At 62.4% G+C, this 14,851-nt stretch carries 16 protein-coding genes, 1 other RNA gene and 1 pseudogene; 11 read left to right on the top strand and 7 right to left on the bottom strand.

From position 1 onward, the window contains the following. The 10 genes and pseudogenes from AB5Z25_RS03330 to AB5Z25_RS03375 all read left to right on the top strand — a co-directional run bounded on the left by AB5Z25_RS03330 (nucleotide 1) and on the right by AB5Z25_RS03375 (nucleotide 6,484). A complete protein-coding gene (locus AB5Z25_RS03330; RefSeq protein WP_368134785.1) occupies nucleotides 1-321 on the top strand; it encodes a hypothetical protein in 321 nt (106 codons plus the stop codon). 3 nt (nucleotides 322-324) lie between these two features. Next, a complete protein-coding gene (locus AB5Z25_RS03335) occupies nucleotides 325-1,227 on the top strand; it encodes a BppU family phage baseplate upper protein (protein ID WP_368134786.1) in 903 nt (300 codons plus the stop codon). A gap of 1,027 nt (nucleotides 1,228-2,254) precedes the next feature. Continuing rightward, nucleotides 2,255-2,725, top strand: coding sequence for a hypothetical protein (locus tag AB5Z25_RS03340; RefSeq protein ID WP_199669199.1), 471 nt, complete (start codon nucleotides 2,255-2,257; stop codon nucleotides 2,723-2,725). A gap of 31 nt (nucleotides 2,726-2,756) precedes the next feature. Continuing rightward, nucleotides 2,757-2,897 (top strand): annotated as a pseudogene (locus AB5Z25_RS03345) (DUF6273 domain-containing protein); the annotation flags it as partial. A gap of 192 nt (nucleotides 2,898-3,089) precedes the next feature. After that, entirely contained in the window at nucleotides 3,090-4,292 is a 1,203-nt protein-coding gene (locus AB5Z25_RS03350) for an RNA-directed DNA polymerase (RefSeq protein WP_368134787.1), read from the top strand. Then, complete coding sequence (locus AB5Z25_RS03355) at nucleotides 4,289-4,534, top strand: hypothetical protein (RefSeq protein ID WP_117637890.1); 246 nt, start codon at nucleotides 4,289-4,291, stop codon at nucleotides 4,532-4,534. The genes AB5Z25_RS03350 and AB5Z25_RS03355 overlap by 4 nt, the downstream gene beginning before the upstream one ends. An 86-nt stretch (nucleotides 4,535-4,620) precedes the next feature. Beyond that, complete coding sequence (locus tag AB5Z25_RS03360) at nucleotides 4,621-5,034, top strand: hypothetical protein (RefSeq protein WP_117765361.1); 414 nt, start codon at nucleotides 4,621-4,623, stop codon at nucleotides 5,032-5,034. Between the two features lie 13 nt (nucleotides 5,035-5,047). Beyond that, entirely contained in the window at nucleotides 5,048-5,353 is a 306-nt protein-coding gene (locus AB5Z25_RS03365; protein WP_117637892.1) for a hypothetical protein, read from the top strand. A gap of 3 nt (nucleotides 5,354-5,356) precedes the next feature. After that, nucleotides 5,357-6,169, top strand: a complete 813-nt coding sequence (locus AB5Z25_RS03370; RefSeq protein ID WP_117765363.1) for an N-acetylmuramoyl-L-alanine amidase — start codon at nucleotides 5,357-5,359, stop codon at nucleotides 6,167-6,169. Nucleotides 6,170-6,172: 3 nt separating this feature from the next. Beyond that, nucleotides 6,173-6,484, top strand: coding sequence for a hypothetical protein (locus tag AB5Z25_RS03375; RefSeq protein WP_117637894.1), 312 nt, complete (start codon nucleotides 6,173-6,175; stop codon nucleotides 6,482-6,484). Between the two features lie 105 nt (nucleotides 6,485-6,589). Here the strand turns inward: AB5Z25_RS03375 and ssrA are convergent. Beyond that, nucleotides 6,590-6,953: a transfer-messenger RNA gene (gene ssrA, locus AB5Z25_RS03380) on the bottom strand. A 237-nt stretch (nucleotides 6,954-7,190) separates the two neighbouring features. Between ssrA and AB5Z25_RS03385 the strand changes: the two genes are divergently transcribed. Beyond that, nucleotides 7,191-7,625, top strand: coding sequence for a hypothetical protein (locus AB5Z25_RS03385; RefSeq protein WP_368134788.1), 435 nt, complete (start codon nucleotides 7,191-7,193; stop codon nucleotides 7,623-7,625). A gap of 58 nt (nucleotides 7,626-7,683) precedes the next feature. Here AB5Z25_RS03385 and AB5Z25_RS03390 read toward each other — a convergent pair whose 3' ends face one another. From AB5Z25_RS03390 to AB5Z25_RS03415, 6 genes are all read right to left on the bottom strand, one after another. Continuing rightward, on the bottom strand, nucleotides 7,684-8,199 hold the full coding sequence (locus AB5Z25_RS03390) for a type II toxin-antitoxin system VapC family toxin (protein WP_195192578.1): 516 nt from the start codon (nucleotides 8,197-8,199) through the stop codon (nucleotides 7,684-7,686). After that, complete coding sequence (locus AB5Z25_RS03395) at nucleotides 8,196-8,549, bottom strand: hypothetical protein (protein WP_368130743.1); 354 nt, start codon at nucleotides 8,547-8,549, stop codon at nucleotides 8,196-8,198. The genes AB5Z25_RS03390 and AB5Z25_RS03395 overlap by 4 nt, the downstream gene beginning before the upstream one ends. Nucleotides 8,550-8,692: 143 nt before the next feature. Beyond that, nucleotides 8,693-10,708, bottom strand: coding sequence for a heavy metal translocating P-type ATPase (locus tag AB5Z25_RS03400; RefSeq protein ID WP_368130744.1), 2,016 nt, complete (start codon nucleotides 10,706-10,708; stop codon nucleotides 8,693-8,695). Between the two features lie 78 nt (nucleotides 10,709-10,786). Further along, nucleotides 10,787-11,032: a DUF6110 family protein gene (locus AB5Z25_RS03405; protein ID WP_022094642.1), complete on the bottom strand. Its 246-nt coding sequence runs from the start codon at nucleotides 11,030-11,032 to the stop codon at nucleotides 10,787-10,789. 144 nt (nucleotides 11,033-11,176) lie between these two features. Next, complete coding sequence (locus AB5Z25_RS03410; RefSeq protein WP_368130745.1) at nucleotides 11,177-12,934, bottom strand: ABC transporter ATP-binding protein; 1,758 nt, start codon at nucleotides 12,932-12,934, stop codon at nucleotides 11,177-11,179. Then, nucleotides 12,935-14,761: an ABC transporter ATP-binding protein gene (locus AB5Z25_RS03415; protein ID WP_368130747.1), complete on the bottom strand. Its 1,827-nt coding sequence runs from the start codon at nucleotides 14,759-14,761 to the stop codon at nucleotides 12,935-12,937. Between the last annotated feature and the right edge of the window lie 90 nt (nucleotides 14,762-14,851).

The following is a 14,851-nucleotide window of genomic DNA, read 5'->3' on the forward strand; positions in this document are numbered from 1 at the left end:
ATGTTCTACCACCTTGTGCAGCAGCCCGAAGCGCCGCAGGCGCTCGACGGCGCGCCGAAGCCGCCCGAGGCGCTTCCGGTGTTCGAGTGCATCAGCGACCCGGCCACGGCGCGGGCCATCGTGGAATCGGAAGACGTATTCGAGTTCGACGGCAAGGGCGGCTTCACGCTCGTGTCCAGCCCCGTGGCCGTCATGGACGCGGAAGGCGGCGAGGCCAACGCCGTTGACTTCTCGGCGCTCACTGACGAGGAGATATGCGGGGTCCACAGAGCGCAACCCGGCGACATATCGCAGACACTTGCGGCCGAAGGAAAGGAGTGAGGCATGGCAACGCACGAGCTTACGCTCAACCTCAAGAAGACCAACATAGCGCCGCCCGTCATCACCGTGCACCAGGGCGACAGCGCCGAGGTCCTGAAGGCCGCCATCTACGACGGCGACAAGAAGGCGGCCCTGACGGGCTGCAAGGTGCACCTCATGGCTGCGAAACCCGACCACACCTACGTGGAGCAGCAGTTCACTGGCATCAGCGACAACGTGGCCACCGTGACGGTCGACCCCGCCGTCTTCGGCGTGGCCGGGCTGCTCAAGGTGTGCTACGTGCGCGTGCGGAACGCGGCAGGGCTGGACGCCACCACCGAGAACGTCCTGGTGAACGTGCTGCCCTCGGCGAGCGCGTCGGGCGAGATATCCGGCCCGTACGTCGATGCGGTGGAGGCGATCATCGCGAACCTCGAAGGGCAGCTAGCCGACGTGAGCGCGCTGAACGCGCAGATGCAGAAGGCCGAGGCCTCCCGCGCGAGCGCGGAAAACCAGCGCGCCACGAACGAGAAGGCGCGCCAGACCGCCGAAACCGGGCGCGCAGAGGCGGAGAAGAAGCGCGCCGCGGCGGAAAGCGCCCGCGTCACCGAGGCGGCGCAGCTGAAGACGGCCTCGCAAGCCGCCACGGCTGCGGCAAACGGCGCGGCCTCGAACGCCGACGCGGCGGCCAACACCGCCCTGCAGATAGCCAACAGCGTGGCGCAGGGCAGCGCGGGCAGCTCGGACATGGCCAAGCAGAAGCAGCAGATAGCCGACCTGTACGGCAAGCTTGCCGACGCCACGGACGCGTTCATCTACGACGACGGCACCGTGTACTGCCCCGCCTCCAAGGCCAGCGCATCGGGCAGCACCGTCACGTTCGGGAGCACCTGCACGGCGTCCGGCACAACCCTCAACCTCAAGTAGAAAGGCAACGAAATGGCACAAGCGAAAACCCTGTCGGTGGGCGGCATCGGCTACGAGGTCATCGACGATACCGCGCGCAGAAACGCGCAGACGGCGCTCAACAACGCCGAGTACAACCGCCAGGACCAAATCGGCAAGTACGGCGGGCAGAACATCGCCACCATCCTGGCGGGAGAGATCGGTAGCGGCGGCGTGTACGACGCGCTGCATAAGCGCATCGCCGCCGCGAACTTCGCAGGCCTGCGCGTGGGCGACTACATCGACGTGCCGCTCGTGAGCGCGTCAAATGTGGCGGCCCAGCAGTCCGTGCGCTTCCTGCTTGCGCACTTCGACCCGTACTACCAGTGCGGCGACAGCGCCAAGGGCCACCACATCGCGTTCATCGCGTCCGCGCCCGTCGCCGTGGCCAAGACCGTCACCGGCGTGGCCAACGACAGCTACCTGATGTGGAACACTGCGAACACCAACCAGGGCACCGCAGACGTGAAGAACCCGTACCTGAACAGCAACCTCAAGGCGTGGGAGAAGCTGTTCGAGGCGTGCCTGCCCGAGGGGCTGACCAAGTACCTGCTCACCCAGCGCGTGCTGCTTGAGGAGCGTTACAGCGCGAGCGGCGCGCTCAGCGACTCCAACAGCTGGAGCTGGCAGGACATCGGCAAGGTGTGGTCGCCCTCCGAGATGGAGGTGTACGGCTGCCCAGTGTGGGGCACCAAGGGCTACAGCGTGGGCTTCGACTGCCAGTTCGACCTGTTCCGCGATACCGCGCACCGCTTGAACGGAACTCGGTACGCTTGGTGGCTGCGTTCCGTTGCGTCGGGCTCCGCGTCCCACGTGTGCTATGTCAGCCGCCCACGGCTATGCCGGCTACTCCTCGGCGACGAACGTCTGGGTTCGCCCCCGCCCCGGCTTCCTCGTCGGCTAGCCAGCCGAGTGCTCTATACTTCTCTTTCGATGCGACCGCCTTGCGCGGTCGCATCCCTGCCCGCGCAGCGGGCCGTTTTTTTCGCCACTATTTCCGGGAGGTGCCATGAGCGGCGTATACCAGCGAAACCGCGAGGTGTCCGAGTACAAGTTCTTCACGCAGGCCATCGCCATCCGCGTGGAGGTCAACAAGCTCATGGCCTCCTCGTCGGTCGTGCCGAAAGCCTACAGGCTGCTGAACGCGGTGCCGACCGTGGAGACGGCGCGCAGCATCGTGTACAACGTCAACCGCGCCGACTGCTTCTATCCCAACAGCTCGTTCAACGCGCTGGAGAGGAAACGCTACCTGACGCTGGCCATAGCGGACTGCGAGCAGCTTATGCTGGACATGCAGTGCCTCATGGATATCGGCCTGCCCGTGAACGCCAACCGCTTCGAGGAGCTGGCGGCCATGGTCGAGGAGGAGATCAAGCTGCTAAAGGGCGCGCGCAAGAACGTGCGCGTCACCGGCAAGAAGTCCACCGAGGAGCGCATAGCCGAGGCCGAGGCCGAGCTAGAGCGCCTGCGTTCGCTATAATGGACGGCGGTCGCGCCTTGTTTATCGGTACAATTGGTGGCTGCGTTCCGTTGCGTCGGGCTCCGCGTCCAACGTGTGCTATGTCAACAACAACGGCAATGCCAACTACAACTCGGCGACGAACGTCTGGGTTCGCCCCCGCCCCGGATTCCCTTATTGCCAGACCGAGTAGGCCCCAGAGCCGAAAGCAGAGCGCGAAGAGGAAGGAAGGCGCGACCGTCGGGCATGCGCCCGTAAATACGCACCCCGCGAGGGTGGCCGGACGCTGCTTGCATGGCGCGGCGCTCCGTGGCTTCGCCGCGTTTCATGGCCATACCTCAAGCGGCTGCCAGAGCCACATTGCAAGCCGCGCGGGGTGCCTCCTGTGAACTCCGAGCAAAGGCGGGCGGCGCGCCGCAAGCGCCGCGAGGAGAAGCGCGCGCAGGCCAAGGCCGAGCGCGTCAAGGCGTGCACGCTTGATACCGTGGCCGACCTCAACAGCCTGTGCAAGGCATCGAAGCAGGCCGCGCGCGGCGTGATGTGGAAGGCATCCACGCAGCGATACATGAAAAGCTACCTGCGCAACGCCGTCCTGTCCCGCCGCGACCTTTTGGAGGGCCGCGACATATGCCGGGGCTTCATACGGTTCGACCTGTGGGAGCGCGGCAAGCTGCGCCATATCAGCGCCGTACACTTCCCCGAGCGCGTGGTGCAGAAGTCCCTGGCACAAAACGCGCTCGTTCCCGCCATAGTCCCCACTCTCATAGCCGCCAACTCCGCGAACATAAAGGGGCGCGGCACCGACTACGCCCTGAGGCTGCTCAAGCGCCACCTGGCCGACAACTGGAGGAAGCACGGCGGCGATGGCTACATCCTCCTGGGCGACTTCTCCGACTACTTCGCGCGCATAGCGCACCAACCCGTCAAAGACCAGGTGGCCTCCGCGCTGCTAGATCCGCGCGTGGTCGCCTTGGAGCACCGCCTGATAGACGCGCAGGGCGATGTGGGCCTGGGGCTGGGCAGCGAGCCGAACCAGATATGCGCCGTGGCCCACCCCAACCGCATCGACCACTATGTGACCGAGATGCTGCGCCCCGAGTCTTACGGGCGCTACATGGACGACTTCTACCTGATACACGAGTCCAAGGACTACTTGCAGGTGTGCCTGCTGCTGATAGAGGGCAAATGCGCCGAGCTGGGCATCGAGCTGAACCCGCGCAAGACGCGCGTGGTGAAGCTCACGCGCGGGTTCACGTGGCTGAAGAAGCGCATCTTCTACACGGAGACGGGCCGCATAGTCGTGAAGCCGTGCCGAGACTCCATAACGCGGGAGCGCCGCAAGCTCAAGAAGATGGCCCGCATGGTCGCCGATGGCATCATGACCCCCGAGCAGGTGGAGCAGAGCTACCAGAGCTGGCGCGGAGGCATGAAGCGGCTGGACGCGCACCGCAGCGTGCGGGCCATGGACGCGCTGTACCGCAGCCTGTTCGGAAATCCCGCGGGGGGGGTTGCTCAATGCAATCCAAACCTGGAGGCGACACGGATGGGAACATGCCCCTACCCTAGCAACGGAAGGAGCGACCCATGACAGAACAGGAAATCGCCGGGGAGATCAACGGCTACAAACAGCAGCTTGAGCAGAGCGACTACAAGGTCATGAAGGCGGTGGAGCGCATCTTCTCCGCATCGTCCATCACCGACCTGCTCTCGGCCATCGCCGCAGCTGCCAAGGAGGTGGCCGAGATCATCTCGCAGCGCCAGACGTGGCGCGACCGCATCAACGAGCTGGAAGCCATGGAGCCCGACCAGCCGGAAGCGCCGCAGGAGTAGCGAGCGCCCCTTCGGGGGCGCTTTTCTTTTGCCCGGCGACACCTCGCGGACAATCGCGGCAGCGATTCGAGGAGGTGAGAAAACGAATGACCGACGTGCTGGAAATCTTCGCGCCGTACGGCCCCGGGTCGCTTTTCGGCGCGCTGCTCGTCCTAGTGGTCCTGTACTTCGGCAAGCAGTTCCTCGAAGAGTTCAAGGCCCAGAACGAGCGCAAGGCGAACATCGACCTCAAGCGCGAAGAGCGAAAGCAGGACGAGGTGAACGAGCGGGCGCAGCGCGACCGCGAGCGCAGCCAGATGGAGGGCCGCATCGCCGCGCAGATGGAGCGCAGCAACGCGCTGATGGAGGCTATGAAGGCGCTCATGGAGTCCGTCGTGACCTCCAACGAGGTGCTGCACGCCGACCTGGCGAACAGCCAGGCGCGCAGCCAGGGCATGGCGGCGAAGGTCGACCACATCGCCGACCGCGTTGACCTGCTCTACAAGGAATCGGCTCGATAGAAAGGAATCCGAAATGACAGAAATGCAAGCAATCGCAGCCATCGTGCTGTCTTTCGCCGTGCCGTTCGCGGTACAGCTGATCAAGACCGAGGCCATGACCGGCAAGGCCGCGCGCATCCTGGCGCTGGGCTGCTCGCTCCTGGCGGGCGTCGTGACCGGCTTCGTGGGCGGCGTGCCCGCAGACCCGGGCGCATGGGTCACGTGCGCCTTCGCCGTGGTAGGCGGCGTGCAGGCGGCCTACACGCTGTTCAAGTCGGTAGGCATCACATCCAAGTGGCTCGACGCCCTGTTGGGCGTGACCGTAGGCGGGAAGGAGTAGGCAATGGCTAAACTGTTCATCATCTGCGGCCACGGCGCTGGCGACCCTGGCTGCTGCGCAGGCGGCTGCACCGAGGCCGAGCGCGTTCGCGCCCTGGGCCAGCGAATCAAGGAACTGGGCGGTTCCGAGGTCGAGCTGGGCGATACGTCCCGCAACTGGTACGCCGACGGCGGGCTTAACCGCCTGAGCACCGACGCGCCAGTGGTGGAGCTGCACATGGACGCCAGCGGCATCGCCACGGCCCACGGCGCGCACGTCATCATCAAGGAGGGCTTTGAGCCTGACGAGTACGACAATGCGCTGGCCGACAAGCTGGCGGCGTTCATGCCCGGGCGCTCCGAGAAGCTGGTGCGCCGTTCCGACCTCGCGAACCCGAACCGAGCCGCCGCGCGCGGCATCAACTACCGCCTGTGCGAGAACGGCTTCATCGACAACGACGGCGACCGCGAGAAGTTCAACGGCAACCTGGACGAGCTGGCGCGCATCTACCTGGAATGCTTCGGCATCACTGCTGGAAGCGCCCCCGCAGCCGTCCCGCAGCCGCAGCCCGCGCAGCAGGAAACGACCGAGAACTTCGGCGGCACCTACCGCTGCACTGTGGACTACCTGCGCGTGCGCGACGCCCCCGGCCTGGGCGGCACCGAGGTGGCGCACTATTCCAGCGGCGAGACCGTGACGCTGGATAACTGGTACAAGATCGCCGACGGCTACGTTTGGGGCCGATACACGGGCTACAGCGGCGCAACGCGCTACATCGCCGTGGGCAAGGCCACGGGCAAGCCAGAGGCCGACGACTATCTGGTGAAGGTGGGATAGGCCATGCCGTACCCGAGCCCCGCAGACGAGGAGCGCAACGGCGGGTGCGGCCCCATCCTCGCGGCGGTCGTCCTGCTGTTCATCGTCCTGGCCGCCGCCAGCTGCGCGTCGCAGGCCATGGGAGCGCAAGACGTGACCGTGAGGCAAGCCCGCACGGACGGCCCCATATACGACCTGCCCGAGGGCATCGGCCAGGAAATCGTGTGCGACGAGCACAACCGCGAGTACCTGCTGCTTACCACCGAGCAGGGAGGCGTGTTCCTCATGCCGTACATGGACGAGGACGGCGAGCAGGAGATCATGCCGCAGGCCTAGAACGCAAAGAAGCCGCCCCGTATGGAGCGGCTTCTTTCTATCTGACGAGCAACACGAACGCCCGCCTGACGACGAACACGCGTATGTGTTCGCCTACTGAACAGTTGGTGGAGGCGCGGAGAATCGAACTCCGGTCCACGAAAGCCCCCTGATTGGCATCTCCAAGCTCAGTCGCTGGTTTAGTCTCGGACGCTTTGCGCGCAGCGACACGCTCGCGGTGTCCTAACCGGTTCGGTCTTAGCCTGCGCCATACCGATTACGTGCGCAGGAGCATTCCCCTAAAATGACGTCGCGCCGGTGTCGGGGAAATCACCGGGTTGACGCGCCGCTATAAATTAAGCAGCGAGAGCCATAGGCTCAAAAGAAGAGTTGTTGTCAATTCAATTTGACGGTACCCCTGTTTAACGAGGCGAGGAGACCTCGGCTTGCTTCCTCTCTCAGAGCTATCGTGTCGAAACCAGTCGCCCCCGAATGTCGGGAAAGTCTGGATAGCATTGGGCACGAGTACCCAACACCCGTCGACTTTTCAAGGAACACGCGGGGTGAACCCCGCTCGTGGATAGCTATCTTACCACGTTCTAAAGGCAGACAGCTGTTCTATGCACGAGCTGTGAAGACCCCAATGTGCTCCGCACTTCGCACTTTTGCTACCGATCGCGTCACGTATATTTTCGCCAAGCATAATTGACCCGTCGAAAGGACCGTTATGGATACCAAGCAGCAACTCGTCAATGCCCTCGCAGGTCTGGGTTCAACCATTACCGAAGCTATGGATGTCATCGAAGGCTTTGTCCCCTGCGGACATCCCGCCCTCACGGTTTCGAACGCCCTTGTTGCGCTGGACGCTGACGATGATGCAGCTCTCGCCCAGCAGCTTGAGACCGTCGAGGGCTTTATCGACCACGTGAGCGAGAACCGCGGCGTGGCCGCCTACCACGGCATCAAGGTCGAGCTCGCGGGTCCCAAAGCCGATCTGCTCGCAGCAATCCGCGAGGTAGGCGCCCTTATGCAGACTGCAGGCGTCAAGAACACCCAGGTCAACGAGTGGGTCTACCGAAGCCTGGCAGCACTAAACGATTCCGACGAAAAGGCTGCCGAAAAGCTCGCCGAAGCTCCCGTCATCAAGGCCGCGCTTTTGTAAATATCAGACGCGGGCCCCTTGGCGCATCGTCGTCCAAGAGGCCCGCAAACAGTTCGCGTCAACCGATAGCCGCGCCGCCACGTTCGGCCAAAGCAAGAATCGGCATCATTTGGTGCGGGGTCTTTGCTGCAAGATCGGCATGTTCGAGCAGCTTACGATCGTTGGTCACCAAGTAATCGACCTGCGCGCGCTTGCACGCGGCGAGCACCAAGTTGTCCTCGTAATCGCGATGGAGCGCTAAGTATTTGTCGGCCAGCCAAAGGTCCGACGCATCTGCACCCACGGCCGTAGCGTTTTCGGTCATATTCCGAACAAACGCCAGCGCCGCATCGCCAATCGCGCGGGCAGAAGCCTCGTCGAGCGCTCCCCCGCTGGCAAGAACGCCACGCTTCAGCTCGTGTTGGACAACGTACAGCACGTCCTTAGCGATATGCACCGGAAAGAACAGCGATGCCCCCGCCTCCGTCGCCTGCCCAATAAACGCACGCGCGGCAAGCGACTCGGCATGGTCAACACAAAACGAATCAACCCATACGTTGGCGTCCACCATGATCTTGAGAGGGGCTCCGCTCACAGGATCATCCCCTTTTGGCGATAGCGCTCGTCCATGGCTTCGGAATAGATTGTGTCCCAATCGCGATCGTCGGATACGGGCGACGCAGCGATGCCCAAATCTGCATAAAGCCGGTCTGCCGCTGCCCACGACGCGGCGAACGGAGTATCGTGCGCGACGGTCTGTTGCCGGTCGTCGACGGCCGCAAGCACTTCCTCGCACTGCCCGCCGCCCTGCGCGACCTTGGCCACGACCTTTTTGATGAGCTCGGGCAGTGATCTGTCCGAAAGCCGCAACGCTTCCTCCGCATGGTCCTTGACCTGGCGATCCACGCGAACGTTCACCTGCGCCATGCCGCTAACAGCACCCACGTTGATCCCGCTCCCTTCAAATGCTAGCACCGCTAGCAACACTATATAGAGAAGCTAGCAAATGGTCAAATGCAAAAGGCCTGCGTCCGGACGACACCGATGCCGTCTGGGCGCAGGCCAGATAACGTGGGCGAACACGTCCGCTAGCGCAGGTAAGCCTTTGCGTTGCCCAGGCTGTAGGCGATCGTTGAGCCGTTGTGCAGCAGCGACGACGCCTGCGGAGTAATCATGCCGGTAATACCCAATGCCAACAGCGCCGAGTTGGTGAGCATCACCTTGGAATACGAACTCGTCAGACGGTCGATAAGCCCCTGACTCATGCGGCGCAGGCGCACGATCGCGGCGAGATCTGTATCGGTCAGGATGATATCGGCGACCTCCTTGGCGATGTCGCTTCCACCGCCCATTGCCAGCCCCACGTCGGCCAAACCGAGCGCCGGCGAATCGTTGACGCCGTCGCCCACCATGGCAACGTGGCGCCCCTCGCCCTTAATGCGCTCAACATACGCGTACTTGTCCTCGGGCAGCAGCTCGGCCTTAAACTCGTCGACACCCGCCTCGCGAGCAATGCGCTCGGCCGTGCGCTCCGAGTCGCCCGTGAGCATGACCACGTGCTTAACGCCCAACGCGTGCAAGTCGGCGATAGCCTCGCGAACCCCGGGCTTAAGCGGGTCCTCGATACCGAGCACGCCAACGACCGTACCGTCGACCGCCAGGTACAGCGGCGACAAGCCCTGCATCTGGGACTCGATGCGCTCCTTAATGTCGGACTCGAGCTGCGCGCCCTCATCCTCAAATACAAAGTGCGCGGAACCGATGATGGCGCGACGCCCTTCAATGGACGAAGCGATGCCGTGCGCCACGATGTACTCGACGGCGGCATGGCGCTCGCGGTGCTCGAGCCCGCGCTCGCGGGCGGCGTTGACCACGGCACGCGCCACCGGATGCGGAAAATGCTCCTCCAAGCAAGCGGAAAGGCGCAGGATCTCGTCCTCGCTCCAACCATCGGTGGTGAGCACGCAGGCAAGACGCGGCTGCGCCTCGGTAAGCGTGCCGGTCTTATCAAACACAATGGTGTCGGCCTTGGCAAACGACTCAAAGTACTTGGCGCCCTTGACCATAACACCCATCTTGGCAGCATCGCTCATGGCAGTCATGACGGCGACGGAACCCGTGAGCTTGAGTGCGCACGAGTAGTCGACCATCAGTGCCGCCGAGGTCTTGATGAGGCTGCGGGTGGTAAGCGCAACCAGGCCCGCGAGCAGGAAGTTCCACGGGACGATCTTGTTGGCGAGGTCTTCCATGTGCGACTGGCCCTCGGACTTGAGCGAATCGGCCGTCTGCACGAGCGAGACGATCGAGCGGAGCTTGGTCTGCGCCGTGTTGGCGCGCACGCGCACCAAGATGCTGCCGTCTTCCACGACGGTACCGGCGAACACATCGTCGCCCACGCTGCGCTCGACGGCCAGCGGCTCGCCGGTCAGGGTCGCCTGGTTGACCATAGCGCTCCCCTGCTCGACAACACCGTCGATGCAAATGGACATGCCAGTGCGCACGGCGACCAAATCGCCGGGCTCGAGCTCGGTCGCGGCAACGCTTACCTCGGTGTCGCCGACAACCTTTTGCGCCTTGTCGGGCACATCAAGCAGCGAGTTGATGAGCTCGTTTTCGCTCATGGCGCGAGTGTAGTCCTCGAGCAGCTCGCCCACGTTGAGCAAGAACATTGTCTGGCCCGCGGTGTCGACATCACGCTTGACGAACGAAATGCCGATGGCCGAAGCGTCGAGCACAGGAACGGTCAGGCGCGGCTGTGCCAGCTCATGAAGGGCAGCGCGCAAAAATGCCATGTAACCGGCCACGACAAACACCGCACGCAGAGGCGTCGGCAAGAACCAACGGCGCGCGTAGTGGGCGCCGATAAGTGTGGCAAGATCCATGACGAGCTTGTGCTTGCGCGGCTCGAGTTGCATCACGTAGCCCGACTTGGCATCGGCGATAGCTTGAGCATCGAGCGCGCCCAAGGCATCGAGCACGCTCGCGCGGCGCGGCTCGTCGTACTCCAGCGCCATCTGGCCAATGCGGCCATACACGCGCACCTTGCGCACGCCATCGATGTCGCCGCCAAGCTTTAGAAGCGCATCGAGATCGCTCTCTGGCACAGGACCCGCCAACTGAAGGCGGGTCCTGCCAGGGATCTCGCTGATAATCGAGAATCTCATAGTTTGTGCCTGGGAGCGCTACTCGGCTGCCTCGTCAGCAGCGGCCTCGCTCTGGGTGATGTAAGCAGCCTCGGCAACCATGTCGTCGACATTAGCCTTGGCCTGCTCGACCATGTCCTGGTAGCAGTTCTTGACGCGCATGCCACACGCGATGCCCTGCACGCAGGCATTCTTTACCGGAGCGCTGGTGAGCAGCTTGATGCCGGCCGTACCAAGCAGAAAACCGCCACCAACAAGTAGGGTGTTAAACGTGGACTTCTTCATGATGTCTCTCCCTTTTCCGCAACAACTGCGGCACGGTGCCTTAGCACCCGAGTAAACAAGTTTGCTCGAGCACACTTTGAGACTAGTTTAGTCGAACTATTATGGTCAACCAAAGTTAACCTTTGGAAATCTTGGTCCCCTTTCCTACAGCTGCCAGGCAGCCGCTTCCTTTTGCAGTGCGACCATACGGGCAAATTCTCCACCTGCCGCCTTGAGCTGAGCCGAAGCACCCTGCTCGGCAACCACACCATCCTTGAGCACAACGATTTTGTCGGCATTTTCCACCGTACGCATACGGTGGGCAATAACGATAACCGTCTTACCTGCAAGCAGACGGGAGAGTGCCTGCTGTACCACGGTCTCATTCTCCACATCCAAGCTTGCCGTCGCCTCGTCCAACAGCACGATGGGCGCGTCTTTGAGCAGCGCGCGGGCGATGGAGATGCGCTGGCGCTCGCCACCGGAGAGTTTGGAGCCGTTCTCGCCGATCATGGTGTCGTAGCCCTGCGGCATGCGGTTCACGAACTCGTCGCAGTTGGCGGCACGCGCGGCCGCAAGCACTTCCTCATCGGTGGCATCACGACGCCCGAGGCGGATGTTTCCCATCACCGTGTCGTCAAAGAGCAGCACGTCTTGGAACACAATGGCGTAGTCGCGCAGCAGCACCTCGGGATCAACGCCCGCAACATCCACGCCACCCACGGTGACCGTGCCTTCGGTGGCATCCCAAAAGCGCGCGGCCAGGCGGCTCACCGTAGACTTACCGGAACCCGAAGGACCGACCAGCGCCGTAACTTCGCCTTCCTTGGCGGTAAAGCTCACATCGGTAAGAACTTTCTCGCCGGCACGGCCGTCCTCGCCCGCACCATAGCCAAATGCCACGTGATCGAACACCACATCGTGGCCCGCGGGCTCAAATTTCTCGCTGCCCCGCGCCGCAGGCTCTTCCATGATGGAATGCATGCGCTTGGCAGACGACTCGGCGGCAAACAGCTCGGACATTAACATTAACGCTTGGTCAAAGGGTGCATAGATACGGCTCACCATAAGCAGGAAGGCAAACATCACCAAAAAGTCGACCTGCCCGGAGGCGACCATCGCGGCACCCGTGACCAGCGTGGTGGCAATGCCCAGACGCAGGATGGCAAAGGCGGAGTTAACCAAAAGCCCGTTAGCGAGCTCGCCCTTGGTGGTCTCGCGCTCCTCGGCATCGATCACGGCGTTGAGTCCCTCAAGATAATGGGCCTCCTGGTTGGTGGCGCGGATCTCGCGAACGCAGTCGAGCGTCTCTTGAATTGCCTCGGTAACCTTGACCTTCTCGGCACGCACGCGGTCGAACACCGGAGTCATGGGGCCGCGTGTTAGATACAGCACGGCAAAGGCCACGGGAACGCTCCAAAACGCCGCGATCGCCAGCTGCCAGCAAAAGAACAGCGACGCCACGAACACAATGGCGCTTGCGATGATGGCACCCCAAAGCTCTCCCAGCACGTGGCTGTAGGCGTGCTCCATGGCCTGGACGTCGCCCATGATGGTCTCGGTTAAATCGGCCAGATCACGACGACCAAAAAACGACAGCGGCAGTTTGCGCAAGCGCTCGGCGATCTCCATACGCTGCTTGCCGCACTCCTCGTAAAAGATGCAGTAGGTGTAGTAATACTGCTGCCAGTTAGAGGCAAAGAGCAACACAAAAAAGACCAGGAGGCCGCCCACAATCGGCAGGGCATCCGGCAGGTCGGCGCCGATGGCGAGATGTTCGACAAAACCGGCCATGACCAGGAATAAAAAGCCCATGCCGGCCATGGTAATGAGATTAGTGAGCGTGGTCCAGAAAATGCCACGTTTTACGCCGGCGACGCCTTTATCGGATAGGAAATACTTCTTTTGGAATGAGGCGAACATTTAGGCCTCGCCTCCCTTCGTGACGGCGGCATCCGCGGTCGCTGCAGTGATTTTCCAGCTCGCGGCCTGTTCGTATTCGGTCCACATCTTGGCATACAGGCCCTCTTGGGACAGCAACTCGGCATGGGTACCCGACTCCTGCACGCTGCCCTGGTTGAGCACCACGATTTGGTCTGCGCCCACTACAGTCGAGAGTCGGTGCGCAATCATAATGACCGTGCGACCCGCCGCCAGCTTGCTAAAGGCGCGTTGGATGAGCGCCTCGTTCTCGGGATCGGCAAACGCCGTGGCCTCATCGAGCACCACGATAGGCGCGTCTTTAAGGATCGCGCGGGCGAGTGCCACGCGCTGGACCTCGCCGCCCGAAAGATACGCCCCGCCGGCGCCGAGCATGGTATTGATGCCCTGTGGGAGCTTGGCCACAATGTCGTCGCACTGAGCTGCGGAGAGAGCTGCACGCACTTCGTCGTCAGTGGCCGTAGGCTTGGAGGCGCGCACGTTATCGGCAAGTGTTTGCCGGAACAGCTGGTTGGTCTGGAACACGAAGGCGACCTGGTCCATAAGCTCGTGCGGATCCATATCGCGAACGTCCACACCGCCTACGAGCACTCGACCCGAGGAAACATCCCAAAAACGCGGGATCAGGCTTGCGCAGGTTGACTTACCGCCACCCGAGGGACCCACCAGGGCGAGGGTGCTACCCGCGGAAACGCTAAAGCTCACATGGCTAACGGCAGGTGCTTCGGCACCCTCGTAGGTAAAGCTCACATCCTCAAATCGCACGTCGCTGCCGGCAGGGTGCTTGGGTTGGGCGGTCACGGAGAGCTGCTTGGAATCCATGACGCTTCGAATACGAGCCAGCGAATCGGCACTCATCTGAGAGGCCTCGCCCACAAACATGAGCTTGGTCATGGCCGTCGGCACCACGGCCGAAAATATCGCGTAAAACGTGAAGTTGGCCATAAAATGCGCGAAGTCCGTCTCGCCCGGCGCCAACAGCAACGCCACGGGCAACAGGAATGCCACAAGACCATTGAGCGCGGTAAGGTTGAGTACCTGCGGACCTCGACAGAACGTGCCCGCATAGTTTTGTGCCATGTCGGCGTATTCGGCGATCGCATCGTGGAAGGCCTTAAAGGAGTAGACCGTCTGCTGAAACACCTTGACAACGGGGATGCCACGTACGTATTCGGTGCCGGTCTTGTTCATCTTGACCAGCGCTCCCATGTAGGCCTTCATGAACTCGGCGCCTTTGCCGCTCATCATGGTGGCCATGGCGCCAAACGAAACGACGACCGAGATAAGGCATGCCGCCCCCAAACGCCAATCGAGCGCGAAAAGCAGCACGAGCAAGCCCACGACCATGGCGGCGGCGCCTGCGATATCGGGCAGCATGTGTGCGAGCAAAGTCTCGGTGGAGGCGGCACATCCGTCTACAACACGACGCAGCTCACCGGTGGCGTGCGTGTCAAAGTAGCCAAGCGGCAGCTTAAGCAGGTGCTCGCTCGTAGTTTTGCGAATATTGGATGCGCAGCGAAACGCAGACAGGTGCGTGCACATGAGCCCCACGAAATAAGCTACGATGCTTGCCAGGGCAAAACCCACGGCCCACCAGCCATACATCGCGATATCGGTGGCTTCGCTCCAGTTAGGCGCCACGGCGATCAAATCGCGCGCGACAAGCCAAATGCACACGTACGGGCCAAAGCTCAGCAGCTGCGAGAGCGCCGAGAGCGCCATGCCCAAATACGTTAGGAATTTACGGTCGCCGGCATAAGCAAGCAGCTCGCCGATACCGCCGCCTTCCCTTTTTGATCCCTTTGCCATAAGGTTCCCTTCTAACGGCTTGAGAGTTAACCTCAATCAACTTATCATTGATATGTTAGCCGAGGCACACAATCGAGCCAAGCGTGGACG

It is taken from the genome of Collinsella aerofaciens, from assembly GCF_040910325.1.
Lineage (GTDB): Bacteria > Actinomycetota > Coriobacteriia > Coriobacteriales > Coriobacteriaceae > Collinsella > Collinsella aerofaciens_BL.

Coding starts and splice junctions, on each gene's coding strand:
- AB5Z25_RS03330 (WP_368134785.1), top strand. CDS start 1: ATGTTCTACCACCTTGTGCAGCAGCCCGAAGCGCCGCAGGCGCTCGAC.
- AB5Z25_RS03335 (WP_368134786.1), top strand. CDS start 325: ATGGCAACGCACGAGCTTACGCTCAACCTCAAGAAGACCAACATAGCG.
- AB5Z25_RS03340 (WP_199669199.1), top strand. CDS start 2,255: ATGAGCGGCGTATACCAGCGAAACCGCGAGGTGTCCGAGTACAAGTTC.
- AB5Z25_RS03355 (WP_117637890.1), top strand. CDS start 4,289: ATGACAGAACAGGAAATCGCCGGGGAGATCAACGGCTACAAACAGCAG.
- AB5Z25_RS03360 (WP_117765361.1), top strand. CDS start 4,621: ATGACCGACGTGCTGGAAATCTTCGCGCCGTACGGCCCCGGGTCGCTT.
- AB5Z25_RS03365 (WP_117637892.1), top strand. CDS start 5,048: ATGACAGAAATGCAAGCAATCGCAGCCATCGTGCTGTCTTTCGCCGTG.
- AB5Z25_RS03370 (WP_117765363.1), top strand. CDS start 5,357: ATGGCTAAACTGTTCATCATCTGCGGCCACGGCGCTGGCGACCCTGGC.
- AB5Z25_RS03375 (WP_117637894.1), top strand. CDS start 6,173: ATGCCGTACCCGAGCCCCGCAGACGAGGAGCGCAACGGCGGGTGCGGC.
- AB5Z25_RS03385 (WP_368134788.1), top strand. CDS start 7,191: ATGGATACCAAGCAGCAACTCGTCAATGCCCTCGCAGGTCTGGGTTCA.
- AB5Z25_RS03405 (WP_022094642.1), bottom strand. CDS start 11,032: ATGAAGAAGTCCACGTTTAACACCCTACTTGTTGGTGGCGGTTTTCTG.
- AB5Z25_RS03410 (WP_368130745.1), bottom strand. CDS start 12,934: ATGTTCGCCTCATTCCAAAAGAAGTATTTCCTATCCGATAAAGGCGTC.
- AB5Z25_RS03415 (WP_368130747.1), bottom strand. CDS start 14,761: ATGGCAAAGGGATCAAAAAGGGAAGGCGGCGGTATCGGCGAGCTGCTT.